The following is a 20845-nucleotide window of genomic DNA, read 5'->3' as shown; positions in this document are numbered from 1 at the left end:
TCCCGGGCGGGATCCGACATGCTTTATAGAGGCGTAAAAATACAACTTCCGCGGAGAGCCCGTCAGCAGTTAGGGGTTAGCGGTGGCGTAGGATGCGGGCTTGCTGCTGGAGGACCCGAGGGTAGAGCTCGTGCTCGTAGGGAAGGAGCCGCTCTGCTAGGCTCTCCGGAGTGTCGGTTGGCAATACAGGAATGCGGATCTGGGCGAGTACGGGACCAGTGTCGTACTCCTCTTCTACCAGGTGGACGCTGACGCCAGAGTAGGTCTCTCCAGCACGTAAGACGGCTTCGTGGACACGGAGTCCGTACATCCCCGGACCGCCGAAGTGTGGTAGCAGTGCGGGGTGGATGTTCAAGATGCGTCCGGGGTAGGCTTCTACTATGGCTGGTGGTACCTTCTTGAGGTAGCCAGCTAGCGCTATCAGTTCTACCCTATGCTCTCGGAGGATCGCCAGGAGGGCTTCGGTGTATGCTGTGGGATCGGGGTGCGTGTGGCTACTGAGATGGATGAATGGGACTCCGTAGCGTTCGGCAACCTGCCGGACCCCTGCGGTAGAGTTGTTGCTGAGAATGAACACGACGCGGTATAGGGCTTCTGGTCGTTGGGAGAAGCGCAGGAGAGCTTCAGCATTGCTGCCTCGCCCAGAGGCGAAGATAGCGACACGAACGGGGGGGCACTGCTCAGCGCTTGGCGCGGGTGCCATGCTCTTCGTAGGTCAGAATCCAAGCAGCGAGGCTTCCCTCGTTGAGGGCTTGGAGCTGAGACCACTGTAGATACCATTCCCCCACGGCGGAGCTCTTGTCTGTGTTGTCGGCTTGGGCAAGGGCGGCCATCTTCCGAAGGCGTGCTTGCCAGCGTTCCATGTTCCAGGGGCGAAGGTCAATCCAGCCTGATTCGCACCAGCGGTTGATGGCTTCTGGGGTGCAGCGGTGGTCTTCCTCTGGGCTTGGGACTTTCAGCTCAGCGCCGCGCAAGTAGTGGCGTCCATCGGGCAGGAGGATGGCAAGGCCGACGGTCAGGATCTGCGAACGCAAGCGGTCGTCGCGGCAGAGGAGGTTCCAGAGGCTTGCTGCCAAATCTTCTGGGGTGTGTTCGAGCACTGTCTGGAGGGTACCAAAGGCTCGCCGTAGGAGATGGGCTTCGTAGAGTAGTTTCGTGAGTCGCGGCGGGCCGAGCATCTCGAAGGCAACTCCTTCACTACCGTGTTGCTGCTCTAACCGGCGCAGCTCTTCCAGAGCGATGTGGCGTAGGACACCGCCGCGGTAACTGGGACCCAATACGGCGCTGTCGAGCGCAGCAATCGTGTCGTGACCGGTGTTACCACCAAGGATTTCACGGACGACGATATCGGCGATCTCTTCGGGTGTGACAAGTTCCATCTGTCCGAGAGCGCTGACGGTCTCGAATTCAGCCCGGGCGAAAACTCCATTCTCTCCCGTGTCAATGAAGACAGAGCGCAGCGGTTCTTCGAAGCGACGGAGGGCTGTCGGTGGATGGCTAGGGAGAGTATCCCCGAGCTCCAAGGCCTCTTCAGGGGGGAGATCAACGCGCATGAGCGGACGCCCACGGAAGAGTACCGTGTCGTAGGCAATTCGCTTCCAAGCGATGATGGCGGCAGGTTTGACCTCTTTGACGATTGGGGCTCCGGGAGTACGGCCCATGAGGAACAGCAGTAAGGATTGGGCTCCAGCAACGGCGGACTTCGCCAGGAGGACTCGTGAAGGCCGCTCTTCGCTGTGGGTATACGGGATGTTCAATCCCATACCGCCGGTCCCTGTCGTGCCAACCTTCAAGTACAGGCGAGTGCCGGCAGCGAGGAGGCTGTGGTAGAGGATCTGAATGTGGCGAATCAGTTGCGGAATGTAGAGGCTGCTCAGAAGGCGTTCCGTGGCTTCCACGGGAAACTCGTGGTGCTGAAGACCATGCCAAACGGCAGCGGCAGCACTGTAGATGTCCTGGTAGGCAATGGCGGTGGCAGTGTTGATGCAGTCGACGACGATGTCGGGGCGAGTGGTGGTGAGGAGTTCGTAGAGTGCAGACTGTTGGAGGCGTGTTTCTTCCAGCTCGCTGAGGATATCTTCAATGAGGGCAGCCCGTGTTGTAGGATTGGCAAGAAGGTCGCTACGGGGAAGGTCCTTCCAGGCGCTGCGGACGAAGATATCCCCCCACCAGGCCTCGATGCTGACAGAGGGGAAGAGTCGGCGGAAGTCGGCAGCCGCTTCCTCTGCTTCTGTTCGGCGCAGGGAGGTGACAATGAGTCGCTTCGGGGATTCTTGGAGAATGCGGCGGCAGACGGCAGACCCTACCAACCCCCAGCCGCCGAGCACCAGTACGGTCTGCGACTCTAGCCTCATGAGCGATCTTGCTGTGTGGTGTGGTACTCGAGTCTCTGAGCCACACGGCGGGCTGCGGTGACCATGTTGTGGAGTGCAGGGATGACCTCATCCCATTTCCGAGTCTTCAACCCGCAGTCGGGGTTGACCCATACAGCCTCTGGCGGCAACACATTGAGAACGCGTTGGAGGATTGCCTCGACCTCTTCAGGGCTGGGAACAGCAGGGGAGTGGACGTCGTAAACGCCAACTCCGACGTGGAGGCTGCCCGGCGGGAGCTGAGAGAAGCTGTCTACAATCTCCCCCTTGCTGCGCGAGCCCTCGATGGAGAGCACGTCGAAGTCCAATTGGGCGATGTAGGGCAGGATGTCGTTGAACTCCGAATAGCACATGTGGGTGTGGATCTGTGTCTCCGGGCGAGCTCGGGCATGGCAAAGGCGGAAGGCTCGTGTTGCCCATCGGAAGTACTCATCCCAGTGGCGCCGCTTCAGTGGGGCTCCTTCCCGAAAGGCAGGCTCGTCTATCTGGATGATGCGAATGCCAGCATTCTCCAGGTCGCGGACCTCATCGGCTAGGGCTAGTGCTATCTCGTAGGCTAACTCTTCAGCCGGAATGTCAGGGCGCCAGTAGCTCCAGAGGAGCATTGTCACTGGGCCGGTGAGCATCCCCTTGACGGGCTTACGGGTAAGCGACTGGGCATACGTAATGTCACGCACAGTCATCGGTTGGGGACGCCAGACGTCTCCGTAGATGATGGGCGGACGGTAGACTCGGGAGCCGTAGGAGAGTACCCAGCCGTGTTCAGTTGTGGCGAACCCCTCCAAGCGTTCAGCGAAGTACTCCACCATGTCGCTGCGCTCGAACTCCCCGTGGACGAGCACATCCAACCCCAGCTCCTCTTGGATGGCGATAGCGTGGCGGATGTACTGCTGGATAGCGGTATCGTACTCCTCAGCAGAGAGCTCCCCACGGCGGTATTGGGCTCGAAGGCGGCGTAGTTCGGCCGTCTGGGGGAAGGACCCAATAGTCGTCGTTGGCAGTACGGGGAGGTGTAGGAGCTTGCGTTGGAGAGCGCGGCGTTCGGCTGCGGGGGGGCTTCGGTGGAAGTCACTCTCCGTTAGAGCTGCTAGGCGCTGGCGCACCCGTTCATTGCGAGCAAAGGGTTGGTGCACGAGGGCCGACTGCTCCTTGACACGCTGTAAGGCAGAAGTGTCGCCTTCCCATGCCGCCTTCAGTAGCCACAGCTCCTCGATCCGCTCCCGAGCGAATGCCAAGCGCTCTCGGAGTCCCTCCGGAAGGCGTGATTCTACGGTTGTCGTAATCGGTAGGTGCCACAGGGGACAGGACGGGGCGAGAACAACGCTATCGGCAAGTCGGGTAAGGCTTTCGACGAAGCGTAGAAGCTCTTCCAAATCCGAGCGCCAGACCTGCCGTCCGCTGACAATGCCGGCAATCAGGGCCTTCTCCCTCGGAAAGCCGAAGCGCTGGAGGGCTTCCCAGTTCTCGGAGTTCGAGACGAAGTCCAGCCCGATACCGGCCACAGGCAGCTCGCAGTACCGCTGGAAGTCGGAGACGCTGTCGTAGTAGCAGAGCACCCACAGTGGGAGCCCGCAGCGGCTGAGTTCACCATACCATTGCGCCACCAACTCCCAGTGTGCGTTCGGGACGTCTAGAGCAAGAGCGGGTTCGTGGAGCACAGCAAGAGCTACCCCTTCGCTGCGTAGGCTCTCCAGAACTTCCACGTATACGGGCAGCAACGCTGAGCTGAACACGTGGAACTCTTCGTCGCTTAGGGGCGTGATGCGGAGGACACCGTTGGAGGAGTGTGAGCGCTTGGAAAGCCGCAGGAAGGTATAGGGGCCGATGATCGTGGGAACCGTCTCTACCCCTCGCTGGCGATAGAAGCGGACGTCTTCCAGCGGGAAGTTCCGCGAGAGCTGGAAGTTAGGCTGTTCGAGCTCCGGGACGAGGTAGTGGTAGTTCGTGTTGAACCACTTCGTCAGTTCCAAGGCTTGCTTGCCGCGAGCTAGGGCAAAGTAGGAAGACAGCCCGTCGTAGGGGCCGATTCGTTGAGGAAGAGCCCCAACCATCACGGCGGTGTCCAGCATGGGATCGTAGAGGGAGAGCTCGTTGCTCGGGATGAGGTCCATCGAGCGGTACTCTCGCAGCCGTTCCTCGCGGAGGGCGGCCATGCCCTGTAGCAGTCCCTCTTCGTCCACGGAGCCGGACCAGTAGCCCTCAAGGAGCGTCTTGTACTGTCGGCGCTCTCCAAGGCGGGGGAATCCAAATGCGAAAGTCAGCACGCTGCTCATTGGGCGGGAGAGGACTAAAGCGAACGCGCGAATTTAGTGAGTGCTGGGGGGTCTGCTACAGAAGAGGGCTGCAAAGTTCCCACGAGAATACGGTCGTGGCCAGCGTAGTCTTTTCGGATCCGTAGCCACCGGGCATTCGGGCGGAAGAGCTCAGCAACGGAGTTCATACTTCCTGCTCCTACCTCCAGGAGGAAGAGGCCGCCAGGCGAGAGCAGTACTGGGAAGATCTGAGCAAATCGGCGATAGAAGCCTAAGCCGTCACCACCGTCCGTGAGCGCCTCACGAGGCTCGTGGAGGCGGACTTCGGGCTGCAAGTGTGGAAGGTCAGCGGCAGGAATGTACGGCGGATTGGAGACGATAAGGTGGAACGGCTGCTCAGGTGGTAATTCGCGGAGGATGTCGACGCGGGCAAAACGGACGTTCCGGAGTCCCAGGCGCCGGGCATTGTAGCGAGCTACAAGGAGCGCTCGCAGCGAAGTGTCAATCCCAAGCACATCGGCTCTCATGCAGTGGTAGGCGATCGCCAGGGCAATACAGCCGGAGCCGGTTCCGATGTCCAAGACGCGGACTGGATGGGGTAGAGAGCCTCTGCGGAGCAAGGCTAGTGCCTCTTCCACCAGCAGCTCTGTTTCTGGCCGTGGGATGAAGACCCCACGCCGGAGCGAGAGCCGGAGGCCGAAGAATTCGGTCTCTCGCAGCAGGTACTGTACAGGCTCGCGGCGGAGGCGGCGTCTGAGGAGCAGTGAGAGTCGACGGCGAGCAGTGGGCGGCAGAGGTGTAGAACGCTCCAGTACGAGCCGAAGTCGGTCCCATCCCAGAACATGGCACAACAGGAGTTCGGCGGTACGCCGTGGGCTGTCCAATCCTGCGGTAGACAGGACCTGCGTAATTTTGGCCAGGGCTTCTCCGACGGTGCGGCAGCTTGCCAATCGGCTACTCAGCATAGTACTCTTGGAGCGGCTTCACCTGGAGCTCGGCCCGGCGTAGTTCAGCCAGTCCGCGTAAGGATGCAGCGGCTGCTGCGAGTGTTGTGAAAAAGGGGATCCGATAGCGCATCGCCGTGCGGCCCATGATGTGCTCGTCATACCGGGCATTCTCTCCGAGTGGCGTGTTGATGAGGATGTCCACCTTGCCGTCGGTGATGTAGTCAATGATGCTGGGGCGCCCTTCGTAGTGTTTCCGCACAGGTGTCACCGGGAGACCGTGGCGGCGGAGGAATGCTGCTGTTCCTGCAGTGGCCCAGAGCTCGAAGCCTAGTTCAAGGTATCCGCGAGCGATTTCAACGGCTTGCTGGGTTTTGTCGTAGTCAGCCAGCGAAATGAAGACACGGCCGCCATTAGTCGGGAGGCGATTCCCCGCTGCGATGTGGGCTTTGATGAGGGCACGTCCAAAGGAGGAGTCAATCCCCATGACTTCGCCCGTAGAGCGCATCTCCGGTCCGGGGAAGACATGCACCTGGGGGAACTTGGTGAAGGGAAAGACCGATTCCTTCACGGCCACATACCCTAGGTCCAGCCGGAACTCTGGGACGTTGAGGTTGGACAGCTTCTTGCCTACCATCGCATGAAGGGCCAGTTCCAAGATGGGAATGCCCGTGGCCTTGGCGACGAACGGCATCGTGCGCGAAGCTCGGGGGTTAGCCTCCAGCACGTAGATCGTTCCTTGCTGCAGTGCATACTGGACGTTGAGTGGACCCACGACCTGGAGCGCTCGGGCAATTCGGCGAGTGTAGTCGCAGAGGGTTTCCAGTTGCTCGCGAGTGATGTTGTACGGGGGCAGCACGCAGGTGGAATCGCCAGAGTGGATGCCGGCTTCCTCTATGTGCTGTAGGACACCAGCGATGAGAACGGTCTCGCCATCGCTAACGGCGTCAACGTCGAATTCGTAGGCATGCTCCAAGAAGCGGTCAATGAGCACGGGGCGCTCTGGGAAAGCAGCGAAGGCTTCGCGGAGGTACCGACGGAGAGTCTCCTCGCGGTAGCAGATCTGCATTGCCCGTCCTCCGAGGACGTAGGATGGCCGAACCAGCACGGGGTAGCCGATTTGGCGTGCGATGTTGACGGCCTCCTCTTCCGATCGCGCGGCGCCCCACGGTGGACAGGGGATGCCAAGCGTGTCCAGTAGGTGTGCAAAGCGTTCGCGGTCTTCTGCCAAGTCGATCCCTTCGGGTGAGGTACCCAGTAGACGGAAGCCAGCAGCTTGGAGTCGGTGGGAGAGCCGCAACGGAGTCTGACCACCCAACGTTACGATGATCCCGTCTGGTTGCTCGTGCTCCAGAATGTTGAGGACGTCTTCGGCAGTGAGTGGCTCGAAGTAGAGCTTGTCCACGATGTCGTAGTCCGTGGAGACGGTCTCTGGGTTGCAGTTGATCATGATCGCCTCGTACCCTAAGCGCCGCAGGGCAAAGATGCCTTGGACGCAGCAGTAGTCGAACTCGATCCCCTGCCCGATGCGGTTGGGGCCGCTGCCCAAGATGACGACCTTTGGACGGCGCGAGGGAATGGACTCATTCTCCCCAGGGGCGTAGGTGGAGTAGTGGTAAGGGGTTTCGGACTCGAACTCCGCAGCGCAGGTATCCACGGTCTTGTAGACGGGACGGATGCCGTGCTGGCGCCGGAAGTCCGCTACTTCGGCCTCGGTACTGCCGGTCAGCACAGCTAACTGCACGTCGGAGAATCCCAGAGCCTTGAGGCGGCGGACCCGTTCGGGGCCGAGCTGCCGTAGTGCTTCAGTGCCCTGACAGCCATTCTGGTGCCGGAAGCTGATGACTTCGTGGGCTGCGGTGACGATCTCTCGGCATTGCTCGATGAACCATGGATCGTAGCCCGTCAACTCGTGGATTTCCTCCGTGCTCATTCCCAGCCGGAGGGCGTCGCAGAGGTCGAAGATAGACCGGGAATGGCGCCGGCGGAGCCTTGCCCGCAGGGGTTCGCGTTCTTCCTCGCTGAGTGGCTGCAGGTATTCGGGACGGTCGAACCCGAAGCCGAAGCGCCCCTGCTCTAAGCTTCGGATAGCCTTCTGGAGGGCCTCCTTGAAGGTACGCCCAAAGGCCATGGCCTCGCCGACCGACTTCATCTGGGTTCCAAGCTCGTCGGGTACCTCTGGGAACTTCTCGAAGTCCCACCGTGGGATCTTGACCACGACGTAGTCGATGGCGGGTTCGAAGCATGCAGGGGTTTTGCCGGTGATGTCGTTGAGGATTTCATCCAGCGTATAGCCTATTGCCAGCTTTGCAGCGATCTTGGCGATGGGGAAGCCTGTGGCTTTAGAAGCCAGCGCCGAGCTGCGGGAGACGCGCGGGTTCATCTCGATGACTACCATGCGCCCCGTCTTGGGGTCGACCGCAAACTGGATATTCGAGCCACCAGTCTCCACGCCGATTTCCCGCATAATGCGGATGGCGGCGTCGCGCATCTGCTGGTATTCTCGGTCTGTCAAGGTCTGGGCGGGGGCAACGGTGATGGAGTCCCCTGTGTGAACGCCCATCGGGTCGAAGTTCTCGATCGAGCAGACAATCACAACGTTGTCCCTGCGGTCGCGCATGACTTCCAGCTCATACTCCTTCCAGCCCAGCACCGACTCTTCCACCAGCACGCGCCGGATTGGGCTGGCAACGAGGGCTGCGGCGAGTAGTTCGCGGTACTCTTCCATGTTGTAGGCGATCCCACCGCCTGTACCTCCGAGGGTGAAAGAAGGCCGGAGGATGGCAGGGAAACCAATCGCTTCAATCGCACGGAGGCCCTCCTCAACGGAATGGACGAAAGCTCCGCGTGGCGTCTCCAACCCACAGCGCCGCATGGCTTCTTGGAAGAGCTTTCGGTCTTCGGCTTTGCGGATCGCCTCCAGTGAAGAGCCGATGAGGCGGACACCGTAGCGCTGAAGGACACCTCGTTCTGCAAGCTCAACGGCGACGTTGAGCCCAGTCTGCCCGCCCATGGTGGGTAGGAGCGCGTCGGGGCGCTCGCGGGCGATGATCTTCTCCACAAACTCTGCGGTAATGGGCTCAATGTAGGTGGCATCGGCCAACTCAGGGTCGGTCATGATAGTGGCCGGGTTGGAGTTGACGAGGATGACGCGGAGCCCTTCCTGCCGCAGAGCCTTGCAGGCCTGGGTACCGCTGTAGTCAAACTCGCACGCTTGTCCGATAACGATGGGGCCTGAGCCGATGATGAGGACGCTGCGGATATCGGGTGACCGTGGCATTAGGCTGAGCGTCTGCTTGGGTGGTACCGACTCAGATTCGTCCTGCCCGGCGCAGCTGGTCTTCTATCCAGCGGTAGGTGGCTTCCAGCCCGACTTCCAGTGGCGTCTGCGGTTCCCAGCCGAGGAGTTGGCGTAGCCGGGTGTTGTCACTGTTACGGCCACGGACGCCCTGAGGTTTGGTAAGGTCATGGCGCTTGTGGATGCGCTTGCCGGCAATCTGGGCCACGATGTCCACCAGCTCGTTGATCGTCACGAGCCGGTCGCTTCCTAAGTTCAGCGGCTGTCGGATGTCCGAGAGCATGATGCGGTAGATGCCTTCGACGCAGTCGGCGATGTACATGAAGGAGCGCGTCTGGTTGCCGTCACCCCAGATCTCAATTGTGTCCCCGTCCTTAGCGAGCGCGATCTTGCGGCAGATAGCAGCAGGCGCCTTTTCGCGCCCCCCTTCATACTCCCCGACTGGGCCGTAGACGTTGTGGAATCGGGCAACGCGTACCTCCAGGCCGTAGTCTTCGGCGTAGTACTGGCAGAGCTTCTCGGCGAAGAGCTTCTCCCAGCCATAGCCCTCTTCGGGGTCGGCTGGGTAGGCGTCCTCTTCTCGTAGAGGGGTCACGTCAGGGGTGCTTTGGCGGTACTGCGGGTAGATGCAGGCTGAGGAGGAGAAGAAGAAGCGCTGTCCGCCATTGAGGCGGGTGGCTTCCAGCATGTGGGCGTTGATGAGGATGTTGTTGCGGGCAACATCGGCATGATAGCGGCTGATGTAGCCGATGCCACCCATGTCAGCGGCTAAGTTGTAGACGTGATCGATCCCTTCGGTGGCTCGGAGGCAGTCTTCCCAGCGGCGCAGGTCTAAGAGGAGGAATTCGTGCGCGCGTGTCGGTTCGTAAGCGGGGGGCTTCAGGTCAACCCCTCGGACCCAGTAACCACGTTCGACCAGGAAGGTCACCAGATGGTGCCCTATGAAGCCGCCAGCGCCAGTGACAAGGACGCGCGTAGGCATTGTGGATGGGACTCCGGGTGAGACGGCAGGCGCAATGACGTACGTCTGCGAGTGCGTAGTGAAGGCATGGAGGCACTAAGTTTGCGAGCGATTCTCGCGGTGTTGCGGTAGGCTGGAATGGTATGCGCGGAAGGGCAGGTATCCCGCCGGCCATGGGTATGGCGCTGGTGGCTGAGTTGCGTGGTTGTTGGAGGGGCACTCCTACTCGGCGGGAGCGTGGTGCGTTCGGTGGCGCTCTTTTCGGTGTTCCAGCCGGGCACGGTAGAGCTGGAGGGGCACTACCTGCCAGCCGAACGACTGCAGAGTTACCGAGTGGCCGTCAACAGCAGTCCGTACGTATGGGCCGGCGGCGTGGTCTTCTTCGTTGGGGTTGCAGGCAGCGTCGCCTATCGGTGGCGGCAGTTACGCCAGCACGGTTGGCTTGTGATGGCGGCAGTATTGGCGGCGCTGGCGCTTGCAGCGGAGGTGTGGTTGGTGGCTCGGTTCGATATACCCCTGGTGATGCTGTTTGCAGGAGGGGCTCCATCGCTGGAGGTTGTGGAGCCGCTCGTTCTGAAGCGGGTCCGCCAAGGGGGGAGTATTGGGCTGTTGGCAGCATACGCGGAGTGGACCGTCTTGCTTCTCTTCATCTGGCGTCCCCTGGAGCAGAGCGATGGGACCGGAGCGGTTGGTGAAGGAGTTGCTGGAAGTAGCTCGCCGATGCGGGATTCAGGTGCGGCGTGAGCACGGGCGTTTCCGCGGGGGCTACTGCGTCTTCCGAGATCGGCGGCTCATCGTTGTGAATCGAGCGCTCCCGCCGGAGCAGATGAGTGTGGTATTAGCCGAAGCTCTGCAGCAGCTCCCGTTGGAGGGCGTCCCGCTGAAACCTGCTGTGAGGTCGTGGCTGGAGGCGGTAGCAGCCCAACACAGAGCTCTCCTGCTGGACGTCTCCACACCGAAGATGGTGGAGCAAACGAGAAAGCCATGAGGATGGTCTGGTGCGCAATTGCAGCCCTATGCATGCCGCTTGTCGTCCGTGCCCAGCTCCAAGAAGGTCAGCCACTGGACCGTGTCGTGGCTATCGTTGGTGGTGAGGCCATCTTCGCTTCCGATGTCGAAGCGCAGGTCCAGCTCTTCCGGCAGCAGCTCCCTGCGGGGGTTGAGCTGGCAGATAGTATCCTACGGCGGCGCGCGTTAGAGGCGCTCATTGACGAGAAGCTCATGCTGCTGAAGGCGCAGGAGGACAGCATCGTGGTCAGCGACGATGAGGTCACCCAACGCCTGGAGTTCCAGCTCCAGCTATTGGTGCAGCAGGTAGGCTCAGAGCGCCGAGTAGCAGAGCTCTACGGGATGCCTGTTGAGCGGATTCGGCGGGAGTATCGAGAGGAGGTGCGCAAGCGGCTCCTGGTGGAGAAGTTGCAGCAGCAGCGGTTTGGGACGATTCGCTGCAGTGCTCGGGAGTTGGAGGAGTTCTACCAACGCTACCGGGATTCCCTGCCGCTTGTGCCGGCACAGGTAGAGCTGTACCACCTGGTTCGGTATGTCCAGCCGGACTCTGCGGCGCGGCAGCAGGTGATGGAGCTTGCTCGCCGAGTGCGCGATAGCCTCCTGCGGGGTGAGGATTTTGCTGAGTTCGTGCGCCGTTACAGCGATGACCGCGGTTCAGCCGCTGCTGGCGGAGACATCGGCTGGGTAGAGCGTGGTAAGCTGTTGCCGGAGTACGAGCGCGTAGCCTTTTCGCTGCAGGTGGGGGAGATCTCCCCGCCAGTCGAGACCCCCATCGGTTACTACCTCATCCAAGTGCTGGACCGTCGGCAAGATGCTGTGCGGACGCGGCATATCCTCTTTCGCCTGCGGGCTGATGCAGAGCGGGTACGTTTGGAGCTCCTACGGTTGCGAGAGCTTGCCATCCAAGGGGCTCCTTTCGACTCATTAGCGCGCCTCTACTCGGAGGAGCCGGATACGAAGGGGTTCGGTGGGGCCTTAGGGTTAGTTCCGCTGGACGGCCTCTCGCAGGAGCTTCGGAAGGCCATCGAGGAGTTGCCCGATGGCGGGATTTCGGAGCCGTTGCCGTACTTAGCCAACCCGCATCGGCCGGGGCTGCAGCTCCTCTACCGGAAGCGCATGGTACCACAGCATCCAGCAAGCCTCCCCGAGGATGCCGGATACGTTGAGCGCTTCTGCCAGCAGTGGAAGCGGGAGCAGGAGTATCGGCGATGGGTTGCTGAACTACGCCGCCGTTTTCCGTGGGAGGTGCGTCCATGATGGGGTATCGGTACAGGTCGGCAGTGCTTGCTACGCTTTTGACTGCCGTTGCAGTCCTCAGAGCTCAAGTACCGGCTCCGCTCCAGCAGCCACTGCCGCCACAGCGGGCATTAGGGTGGCAAGAGGAGACCGATACGCTCATCCAGCCCGTTCCATTGCCCACTGAGGAGCTCCGGCAGACAACGCCGGAGCAGGACAGCGCCTACGTTCGGGCCCTGCGCACACCGCTAACTCCACTCTCGCGGTTCCAGGCTGCTCTCCGGGAATCTTCGCCGGCCTGGTTAGCAGCTCAGGAGCAGGTACTGCTCCCTCCATGGCAGAGTGCTCTTCGGAATCTCCGCCTCGACCCGGCGGTACTAGTCCCTACGGGTGAGGAGCTTGTCCAGCATGCGTATGCCCTCCAGCAGGCGCAGGCATTGCCTACCGCGACGTTGCGGCGGACTCCTGGAAGTGGTGTAGCCATCCCGCTAGCTGCAATTGCCCAGTTCATCGGGTTGACAGAGGACCTCTCTCCAACGATTCGCTATGAAGTGCAGACGGTATCGCATGTGCAGGTGCGCGTCTACTCGGTACAGGCACTGCTGGTTGCGACACTCTACGATGGAGTCCAGCGTCCTGGCCGGTACAGCTTGACGTGGAATGGGCGCGATGACCAAGGGCGTGAAGTTCCACCAGGGGACTACGTCGCTGAGGTCCGCATCGGTGGAACGCAGCGACTCTACAAGCGCATTCGGCTCGGAAGCTCCGACATTCGGTAAGGGTCCCACCAGGCTTCGGGTGTAAGGAATGTGGCACCGCATAGGAGTGGTTGCATGCCTCCTTGGAGGTCTTGCGGTGGCGGAGGCGGTCCCTGTGGTGCTCAAGCTACGGGCTACTGCTCCATCGCTTAAGGAGTGGAGTGCAGGTGGGCGTCGTGGGACACTGGCCTTTGTGATGCAAGTAGCCGGGATGCATGTAGCCGCTCCGCTGGTCCCTGAGGGACTGTTCCAGGCACTTTACCAGCGGGCACAGCAGCAAGGTGGTGTAGCGCTCTTCCAGCGCCTCAGGGAGCTTGAGCGGATTGTCGTAGTGGAGTTGCCGAGTGCAGTGGACACGGCGGTGCTCCTCCGGAAGCTAAAACGCCATCCGGAGGTGGAGTACGTCGAGCTTCTACCGGAGCGGTTTCTCTGCGAGGTTCCGAACGACCCACTCGTGGCTGGACAGTACGCGCTGAACGTGGCCCGCGTCTTTGAGGCGTGGGACTTGATGCCGGCTGATGTGCAGCCGATTGTGGTGGCCATTGTAGACACAGGCATTGACATGGAGCATCCCGACCTGGCGGACAACATCTTCCTGAATCCCGGCGAGCTTGGAACGGATGCTGCTGGGCGGGATAAGCGCTCGAATGGTGTGGATGACGATGGGAACGGATTCGTTGACGACTGGCGGGGCTGGGATTTTGCAGCCGGTTCGGGGAACCAGCAAGACAATGACCCTCGGCCAGGGAATTCTCACGGGACGCACGTGGCCGGGATTGTCGGGGCAATCATCAACAATGCTCGAGGGATTGCCGGCATTGTCCCCAAGGTCCGCCTGCTGGCGGTGAAGATTGGACCTGATGAGCCGGGAGCGCAATCGGTGCACAATGCTTACCAGGGCATCCTCTACGCGGCCTCGATGGGAGCGGCGGTCATCAATTGTAGTTGGGGCGGGCCGGGGCGTTCTGAGGTAGAGTACGAGGTGGTTCGAACGGCCGTTGCAATGGGAGCTGTCATCGTGGCTGCCGCGGGGAACGATGGGCGCAGGGGGCCTTTCTATCCAGCAGCGTATCCTGAGGTACTTTCCGTCGCAGCAACGGATTCGGCTGACAATAAGGCACCGTACTCCAACTACCACGAGACCGTGGACATTGCAGCCCCTGGCGATGAGATTCTGTCCCTCCTCCCCGGGGGGCTTTACACGAGGATGAGCGGTACTTCAATGGCGGCACCCGTCGTGAGCGGCGTGGTGGCGTTAGTGCGACAGCGCTTTCCTCAGTACTCTCCGTTGCAGGCGATAGCTCGAGTGATGATGGCTGCTGACGACGTTACCCAGCGTCAGCCCTGGCTATCGGGCTTGCTGGGGTGGGGGCGGGTTAACGCATACAGGGCGCTTGCGGAGCCGACCCTATTCGCCTGCTTCGTTGATAGCATAGCCATCACCGATGTTGATGGCGATGGCTTCTTCGATGCTGGCGACACGTTGCAGGTGTCTGTGGGAGTCCGGAACATCCTGGATGCTGTTGACAGCGTAGTGGTGGACATCTTTACCCCCTTGGTGCCAGCACCGGAGTATCTGCGGCAGCGGATTGTCCTCTCTGGTATGGCAACAGGAGAGTATCGGCGCTTGCCAGAGCCGTTCCTGTTGCGGATTGCTCCTACGGTGCCGCACAACGCCATCATGGAGTTTCGCATCAACGTGCGTTATGGGCGCCGGCTCATCGGCCGTGGTTGGACTGCAACCGTTGTGCGCCCAGTCTATCGGACACTGGCGGCGAACAACATTGCTGTCACCTTCAACAGCCGCGGCAACATTGCCTTCAACGACTACCCAGAGAATACGCAAGGGGATGGCTTCCGATGGCGTGGCAGTCCCAATCTGCTCTTCGAGGGAGCGTTGATGGTTGGCATCTCTGCGGGACGGCTCTCCAACGTTGCCCGGGGAGCACTGCAAGACCAGCAGGACCGCTCGTTCGTAACACGGCAGGTCCTCCGCCTCTTCCAGCCCGGTCCCCATGCCGCACTGGAGGCTGAGGCCGTCTTCGCCGACGAACGGAGGCCTGAAGATGCGGGGGTTGCCGTCCGGCAGCGCATCTACCAGTTCTCTCAGGCTGAGCGGAGTGATTTCGTGTTGGTTGTCTATGACATCGTCAACCAGACGGACTCGGCGTTTACCACCCTCCACGTCGGCTGGTACATGGACTGGGACATCAGTCCCTCAGCCATGGGCGATCGGGCGCTCTACGACAGTGTCTCGGGGGTTGGGTACGTCGTCTGCGAGAGTTGTCCAGTACCGATGCCCTTGGCAGGAGCGATACTCCTGAGTCGGCAGCCGGTGAACTTCTTCGCCATCGACAACGACGGCCGTGGTCCCGACAATCCGGGAGTCTACGATGGATTCACGCGGGAAGAGAAATGGCGTACGATGAGTAGCGGCCTTGCCCGCTTGCGGTCCAATCGCACGGATGCTTCGTTCGTGCTGGCAGGGGGGCCTATTCAGCTTGGGCCAGGGGATACAGCGCAAGTTGTGCTGGCGCTGGTAGCGGGAGCGGATGTGGAGGGACTTCGGCAAGCTGCTGCTGCTGCCCGACAAGCTGCAGCAACCCTCGGGGTGGATACCGTCCCATGGACTCCGCTACCGAGTCGCATATCGGCCTGGCTCTTCCCCAACCCTTGGCAACCGGGGATGCCAGTGCCAACGCTTGTGCTGAGTCTGCCGGAACGGCGCTACGTCCGCATCCGCCTGGTAGATCCGCTCGGGCGCTTCGTTGCAGAACTTGCTGAGGGGCTCTACCAGCCCGGGACTCATCGCTTCGTCATTCCACCTGCGGAACTCAGCAGTGGCCCCTACTTCCTCTACACTATGGCAGGCGCTGAAGGGATGGTCGTACCCTTGGTCATTGCGCGCTGAACATGCAGCGGTACGAGGAGCTGCTTGAGTTGGTGAAGAGTTGCCAGGCAGACTTTGAACGCTTCTACCTCAAGCAGAACCGACGGGCCGGTATCCGGCTGCGCAAGCGGATGCAAGAACTTCGCCGCTTAGCCAAAGCGATACGGGATGAAATCCAACAGCTCCGCCGCACTTTCCCTCCGAGGCCAAAGCGCCGTTTGAAGCAGTCCGAGCAGGAGTGAGGTAGCGGCAGTGGGCACAACTCAAAGGCTAATTTTGCCACCCGCGTGGTAGAACGAACCCAAGTAAGGCGCAGATGGCCGGTGTGCGGGTAGAGACTGACACAATGGGTCCTATAGAGGTCCCGGCCGACAAGTACTGGGGAGCACAGACAGCGCGTTCGCTCATTCACTTCGCTATTGGCACCGAACGGATGCCGCGCGAGCTCATTCGAGCTCTAGGCATCGTCAAGAAGGCAGCGGCCCTTGTTAATCGAGACCTTGGCCTCTTGCCACCAGAGAAGGCAGAACTCATTGTGCGTGCTGCTGACGAGGTCATCGAGGGCAAGCTGGATGACCACTTCCCGCTCTCCGTCTGGCAGACTGGCTCCGGGACGCAGACGAACATGAACGTCAACGAGGTCATCGCCAACCGTGCGATTGAGCTGGCAGGTGGGGTGGTAGGGAGCAAGCGTCCGATCCATCCCAACGACGATGTCAACAAGTCGCAGAGCTCCAACGATGTCTTCCCGACCGCGATGCACATCGCCGCTGCTGAGCAGATCGTCCACCGGCTGCTGCCAGCAGTTCGGGAACTGCGCGATGCCTTGGCGGAGAAGGCAGAGAGCTTTCGAGATGTCATCAAGATCGGGCGCACCCACCTCATGGATGCCGTCCCGCTGACCCTAGGACAGGAGTTCTCCGGCTACGTCCAGCAGTTGACGAACGCTCTGCGGCGGATTGAGGCGGTGCTACCAGACCTCTACGAGCTGGCAATCGGTGGGACGGCTGTCGGGACAGGGCTCAACACGCATCCGGAGTTCGCTGAACGGATGGCAGCGATGATTGCACAGTTGACGAGGCTGCCGTTTGTGTCGGCTCCGAACAAGTTTGAGGCACTGGCGGCACACGATGCCCTCGTCTGGGCACATGGCGCTCTGCGGACACTGGCGGTGGCGCTCCACAAGATTGCCAACGATATCCGCTGGATGGCCTCGGGGCCTCGGGCGGGCCTAGCAGAGATTCGCATCCCGGAGAATGAGCCTGGTTCATCCATCATGCCGGGCAAAGTCAACCCGACTCAGTCGGAAGCCATGACGATGGTTGCCACACAAGTCCTCGGCAACGATGTCACAATCAGCATTGCGGGCTCTCTTGGGGCCTTCGAGCTGAACGTGTACAAGCCCGTCATCATCTTCAACTTCCTGCAGAGCGTCCGCTTGCTGGCCGATGCCTGCCGCTCGTTTACGCGTTACTGTGTCGTCGGTATTGAGCCGAACCGAGAGCGCTTGCGAGCGTACGTAGAGCAGTCGTTGATGCTCGTAACAGCGCTCAATCCCTACATCGGCTACGACAATGCTGCCCGCATTGCGAAACGTGCCTACCAGACAGGGAAGAGCCTGAAGGAGGCGGCTGTTGAACTGGGGCTGTTGACGGCAGAGGAGTTCGATCGCATCGTGCGTCCAGAGCAGATGCTAGGCCCCAACCTGTGAGGCCTTCCGGATCTCTCCAATGACAACGGGAGACTCCTCAGCGCAGAGGGCCATCACCTCGCTGACATGCTCTGGGGCAATCACCAGGACCATGCCAATCCCAAGGTTGAAGACGCGCCGCATCTCCTCCTCTGGAATAGCACCGGCGCGTTGGATGTAGCGGAAGAGTGGCGGCACCTGCCATGCATCCCACATAATCTCAGCGACGACGCCACGGGGTAGGATTCTCTGCAAGTTCCCCACGATACCGCCACCTGTCACGTGGGCGATTCCCTTTGCAAGCCCGCGCTGCAGCACGGGCAGGAGCGTTGCCGCATACGAGCGGTGGACTGCCAGCAAAGCCTCGCCCAGCGAGCTCCCAAGCTCGGGCATGTAGGTTTCGAGGTCATGGTCTCGAAGAGCCGCCATCGCCAGGGAATAGCCGTTCGTGTGTAGCCCTGTAGAGGCAAGGCCAATCAGTACGTCCCCTGGCTGGATGGAGCGGCCGTCGAGGATGTGAGAGTATTCCACGACGCCGATGATGGTGCCAGCGAGGTCGTAGTCTCCTGGGGCGTAGACGGAGGGCATTTCGGCGGTCTCACCGCCGAGAAGAGCACAGCCATTACTCCGGCAGGCAGTGATGATGCCGCCGATGACTTGCTCAGCGACGCCGATGTCCAGCCTCCCACAGGCGAAGTAGTCCAGGAAGAAGAGCGGTCGGGCGCCGCAGCAGAGGATGTCGTTGACGCAGTGGTTGACCAAGTCCTGCCCGACTGTGCTGTGGCTCCCTAGACGGATGGCAAGTTTCACCTTCGTCCCGACTCCATCGGTGCTAGCCACCAGGACGGGGTGTTCGTAGTCGCTGAAGCGAGCGTCGAAGAAGCCCCCGAAGTGGCCAATGTCGGCTATCACGCCGGGAGTGAAGGTAGAGCGAATAAGGGGCTTCAGGCGACGCAGGAGCTCATCAGCAGCGTCAATGTCGACGCCGGCATCTCGGTAGGTCAACATGACATCTGCGGCACCTTGTCCGACGGTTCCCGGATAGGCTCCCAGGAGCGGGCAATCGAGCGGTGCAGGAAGAGGACGGCGAAGGCATTGATGGTCCACAGCCAGAGTGTCCGAGCGTAGCCGTAGCGCCGATAGCGACGCGGCGATTCGTAGATCGGTAGTTCCCAAGCCATACGAATTCGCCCTAAGCGGCGGAGCCGGCGGTAGAGGTCAAAATCTTCGCCAGCATAGAGCTGCTCGTTGTAGCCGCCAACCCACTCAAATCCCCATCGCCGTACGATGTGGCATTCTCCCCGTCCGATGCCCAAGCCACAGGCGTTGAGGAGTGCAAAGTATCGGTTGTAGAGGCTGTGGAAGGCTCGGTCCTTCCATACGGCTACGGCTGGATGGACGTACACGGGGCATGCTAGAGCTACTTCGTCCGGTGCCTCTTCCGCCCAGCGGTGGATGTGCCAGAAGAAGCGTTCAGGATCAGCCGGGACGGAGTCGGCGTTGAGGAAGAGGAGGATGGAGCCACTGGCCACCCGTGCTCCCCAATTCCGACCCTGGGCGATGCTCTGGCGATAGGGGCCGGTGTGGGCGACGACGATGTCTGCATGGAGGTGCGCAATCTCCAGCGTTGCGTCTGTGCTGCCACCGTCGCTAATGATGAGCTCCACACCGTAGCGGTTCCGGAGCGCTTCTGGGAAGGATTCCAGCGTTGTGGCCAGAACGCTCTGCTCTTGGAACGTCGGGATGATAAGGCTGAAGCGGATGGAGTCGGTGCGGAGGCGATGGTGGATGGTGACGTGCGCTTCAGGAGGGAGCTCTGCAGCGGAGGCCCATGGCGGCTGGGGGGGCTGCATCAAGGCGTCACTCCAATAGGTCGCGCACTTGGTCCACGAACACGGTCACTGTTGGAGCCTCTGGGATTGGACGGACGATTGGTAGTGGGGGAATCTCTGGCGTGATTCGGATACGCTCCTCAGCATCTCGGACGTTGGGCATTAGGTAGCGGCGTACGGCGTCAGCTCGGGCTTCCAAGAGCCGTTGGGCTCGCTCCAGGAGCGTTGGGGTAGGAGCGGGCGGGACCGTGGCTCTACTTTGGCGCTTCTCCCATCGCTGGCGTTGGGGTGGGGCTGGTTCATCTATGAGTCGCGTATCCAGGATTGCGATGTGCACATTCACCCGCAGAGAGCGGTTGCGGTTGAGGAGCTCCTTGAGCTCGTTCAGCGCCGCATGCGCGGATGGCCGCAGGGTAGTGCTGCCGGGGTCAAAGGCATGGATGCGGAGTAGCTCCATCCCAGGCCGTAGCACCTGGACACGGAAGGTCTGCGAAAGCTCCGTATACTGGTCGCTGGGTGGCACGTCAACGGTGTCAGTCTGCCGCAGCACGTTATAGCCCCGGAAGGAAATGAGGTAGCGCTGTCCCGGGGTGAGGACCAGCTCGAAGGTACCGCGACGCGAGTCCGAGCGCCCCTGCTGGACGAGTTTACCGTTGGCGTCACGGACCTCAAATTCGGTCCCCACAGGAGTCCCCGTCTGGCGGTCTACAACTGTGCCGCGCAAGAGGGTGACCACCTTGATTTGGGCCTCTGCGACTGTGAGGCTCAGGGCTCCGGCTAAAAGTAACCAGCCCGGCGATGTCATGGGCAGCTCAGGCGTTGTGAGACGATCCCCGTTGTTGGAGGAAGCTCTCGATGCCGGCACGGAATTCCGGTGTTGTGCGGGCTAAGACGTTGAGCCCGGCGGCGTAGTGAAGGGCGCTCTCCGGCGGCATGCTCTGGACAGCGCTCAGCATGGCCTTCGTAAGCTGGAGTGATGCGGCGCTATACGAAGCCAACCGCTGAGCCAATTCCTCCACGAAAGCGTCCAACTGCTCATCTTCCACCACGTAGCTCACAAGCCCCAGCCGTTCGGCTTCCTCAGCAGAGATGAGCTCAGCCGTTAGTAGCAGGCGCCGGGACCGCTGCTCGCCAATCTTGTGGACCAAGAGGACACCGACGAGCGCCGGGACGAATCCTAAGCGGACCTCGGAGTAGCCAAAACGAGCACCGTTGCGTGCTGCCACAATGATGTCGCAGGCGCTCGCTAGTCCGCAGCCACCAGCGATGGCCGGACCATGGACTTTGGCAATCGTGGGCTTGGGATACGTGTAGAGCTGCCAGAGGACCCGCATCAAGAGCTCCGAGTCGGCAAGATTCTCCATCGGCGTATACTGGGTCAACTGGTGCAAATAGGCCAGGTCGGCTCCGGCACAGAATGCTGGCCCAGCTCCTTCTATGACGATCACCCGTACGCTGGGGTCTTCCTGCGCCTGATGGAGTTGGAGACTGAGTTCTCGGAGGAGCTCCGGGCTGAGGGCGTTCCGCTTCTCTGGGCGGTTGAGTCGGAGCCGACGATAGCCTTCAGCAGGCAAGACCTCTACGAGCGACATCCCAAGTCCTAC

General features: G+C 61.1%; 17 protein-coding genes. 7 read left to right on the top strand and 10 right to left on the bottom strand.

Annotation, left to right across the window (positions count from 1 at the left end; translation table 11 throughout):
- Positions 1-76: 76 nt before the first annotated feature.
- From purN to NZ960_06140, 6 genes are read right to left on the bottom strand one after another with little or no spacing between them, the layout of a single operon-like run.
- Positions 77-703 carry a phosphoribosylglycinamide formyltransferase gene (purN, locus tag NZ960_06165; protein MCS7177185.1) on the bottom strand — a complete coding sequence of 209 codons (627 nt, stop codon included), beginning with the start codon at positions 701-703 and terminating at the stop codon, positions 77-79.
- Positions 681-2354, bottom strand: a complete 1674-nt coding sequence (locus tag NZ960_06160; GenBank protein ID MCS7177184.1) for a short-chain dehydrogenase — start codon at positions 2352-2354, stop codon at positions 681-683. The genes purN and NZ960_06160 overlap by 23 nt, the downstream gene beginning before the upstream one ends.
- The gene (gene metE / locus NZ960_06155) at positions 2351-4636 is read right to left on the bottom strand and encodes a 5-methyltetrahydropteroyltriglutamate--homocysteine S-methyltransferase (GenBank protein MCS7177183.1); all 2286 of its coding nucleotides are present in this window, start codon (positions 4634-4636) and stop codon (positions 2351-2353) included. The genes NZ960_06160 and metE overlap by 4 nt, the downstream gene beginning before the upstream one ends.
- 23 nt (positions 4637-4659) lie before the next feature.
- The gene (gene prmC, locus NZ960_06150) at positions 4660-5589 is read right to left on the bottom strand and encodes a peptide chain release factor N(5)-glutamine methyltransferase (GenBank protein ID MCS7177182.1); all 930 of its coding nucleotides are present in this window, start codon (positions 5587-5589) and stop codon (positions 4660-4662) included.
- Positions 5579-8848 (bottom strand): carbamoyl-phosphate synthase large subunit, encoded by a 3270-nt coding sequence (gene carB, locus NZ960_06145; protein MCS7177181.1) that lies wholly within the window; start codon positions 8846-8848, stop codon positions 5579-5581. Before carB ends, prmC begins: the two co-directional genes overlap by 11 nt.
- Before the next feature lie 31 nt (positions 8849-8879).
- Entirely contained in the window at positions 8880-9848 is a 969-nt protein-coding gene (locus tag NZ960_06140) for an NAD-dependent epimerase/dehydratase family protein (protein MCS7177180.1), read from the bottom strand.
- A gap of 117 nt (positions 9849-9965) precedes the next feature.
- On the opposite strand from NZ960_06140, the gene NZ960_06135 reads away from it, so the two are divergent.
- From NZ960_06135 to fumC, 7 genes are all read left to right on the top strand, one after another.
- Positions 9966-10571, top strand: a complete 606-nt coding sequence (locus NZ960_06135; GenBank protein ID MCS7177179.1) for a hypothetical protein — start codon at positions 9966-9968, stop codon at positions 10569-10571.
- Complete coding sequence (locus tag NZ960_06130) at positions 10561-10815, top strand: hypothetical protein (GenBank protein MCS7177178.1); 255 nt, start codon at positions 10561-10563, stop codon at positions 10813-10815. The genes NZ960_06135 and NZ960_06130 overlap by 11 nt, the downstream gene beginning before the upstream one ends.
- Before the next feature lie 2 nt (positions 10816-10817).
- Positions 10818-12092: a peptidylprolyl isomerase gene (locus NZ960_06125; GenBank protein MCS7177177.1), complete on the top strand. Its 1275-nt coding sequence runs from the start codon at positions 10818-10820 to the stop codon at positions 12090-12092.
- Positions 12089-12850 carry a hypothetical protein gene (locus NZ960_06120; protein MCS7177176.1) on the top strand — a complete coding sequence of 254 codons (762 nt, stop codon included), beginning with the start codon at positions 12089-12091 and terminating at the stop codon, positions 12848-12850. The genes NZ960_06125 and NZ960_06120 overlap by 4 nt, the downstream gene beginning before the upstream one ends.
- 28 nt (positions 12851-12878) lie before the next feature.
- Complete coding sequence (locus NZ960_06115) at positions 12879-15740, top strand: S8 family serine peptidase (GenBank protein MCS7177175.1); 2862 nt, start codon at positions 12879-12881, stop codon at positions 15738-15740.
- Positions 15741-15742: 2 nt separating this feature from the next.
- A complete protein-coding gene (locus NZ960_06110) occupies positions 15743-15961 on the top strand; it encodes a histone H1 (protein MCS7177174.1) in 219 nt (72 codons plus the stop codon).
- A 74-nt stretch (positions 15962-16035) separates the two neighbouring features.
- A complete protein-coding gene (fumC, locus tag NZ960_06105) occupies positions 16036-17430 on the top strand; it encodes a class II fumarate hydratase (protein ID MCS7177173.1) in 1395 nt (464 codons plus the stop codon).
- Here the strand turns inward: fumC and purM are convergent.
- From purM to NZ960_06085, 4 genes are read right to left on the bottom strand one after another with little or no spacing between them, the layout of a single operon-like run.
- The gene (gene purM, locus NZ960_06100; protein ID MCS7177172.1) at positions 17413-18417 is read right to left on the bottom strand and encodes a phosphoribosylformylglycinamidine cyclo-ligase; all 1005 of its coding nucleotides are present in this window, start codon (positions 18415-18417) and stop codon (positions 17413-17415) included. The genes fumC and purM overlap by 18 nt on opposite strands.
- A complete protein-coding gene (locus NZ960_06095; protein ID MCS7177171.1) occupies positions 18411-19262 on the bottom strand; it encodes a glycosyltransferase in 852 nt (283 codons plus the stop codon). Before NZ960_06095 ends, purM begins: the two co-directional genes overlap by 7 nt.
- A 7-nt stretch (positions 19263-19269) precedes the next feature.
- Positions 19270-20046, bottom strand: a complete 777-nt coding sequence (locus tag NZ960_06090; GenBank protein ID MCS7177170.1) for a hypothetical protein — start codon at positions 20044-20046, stop codon at positions 19270-19272.
- 7 nt (positions 20047-20053) lie between these two features.
- Entirely contained in the window at positions 20054-20833 is a 780-nt protein-coding gene (locus NZ960_06085; protein ID MCS7177169.1) for an enoyl-CoA hydratase-related protein, read from the bottom strand.
- Positions 20834-20845 lie beyond the last annotated feature (12 nt).

Origin of the sequence: Candidatus Kapaibacterium sp. (assembly GCA_025059875.1) — a bacterium.
In the GTDB taxonomy this organism is placed as follows: Bacteria; Bacteroidota; Ignavibacteria; order Kapaibacteriales; family HRBIN21; genus HRBIN21.
This window is presented reverse-complemented; position numbering and strand designations above follow the sequence as displayed.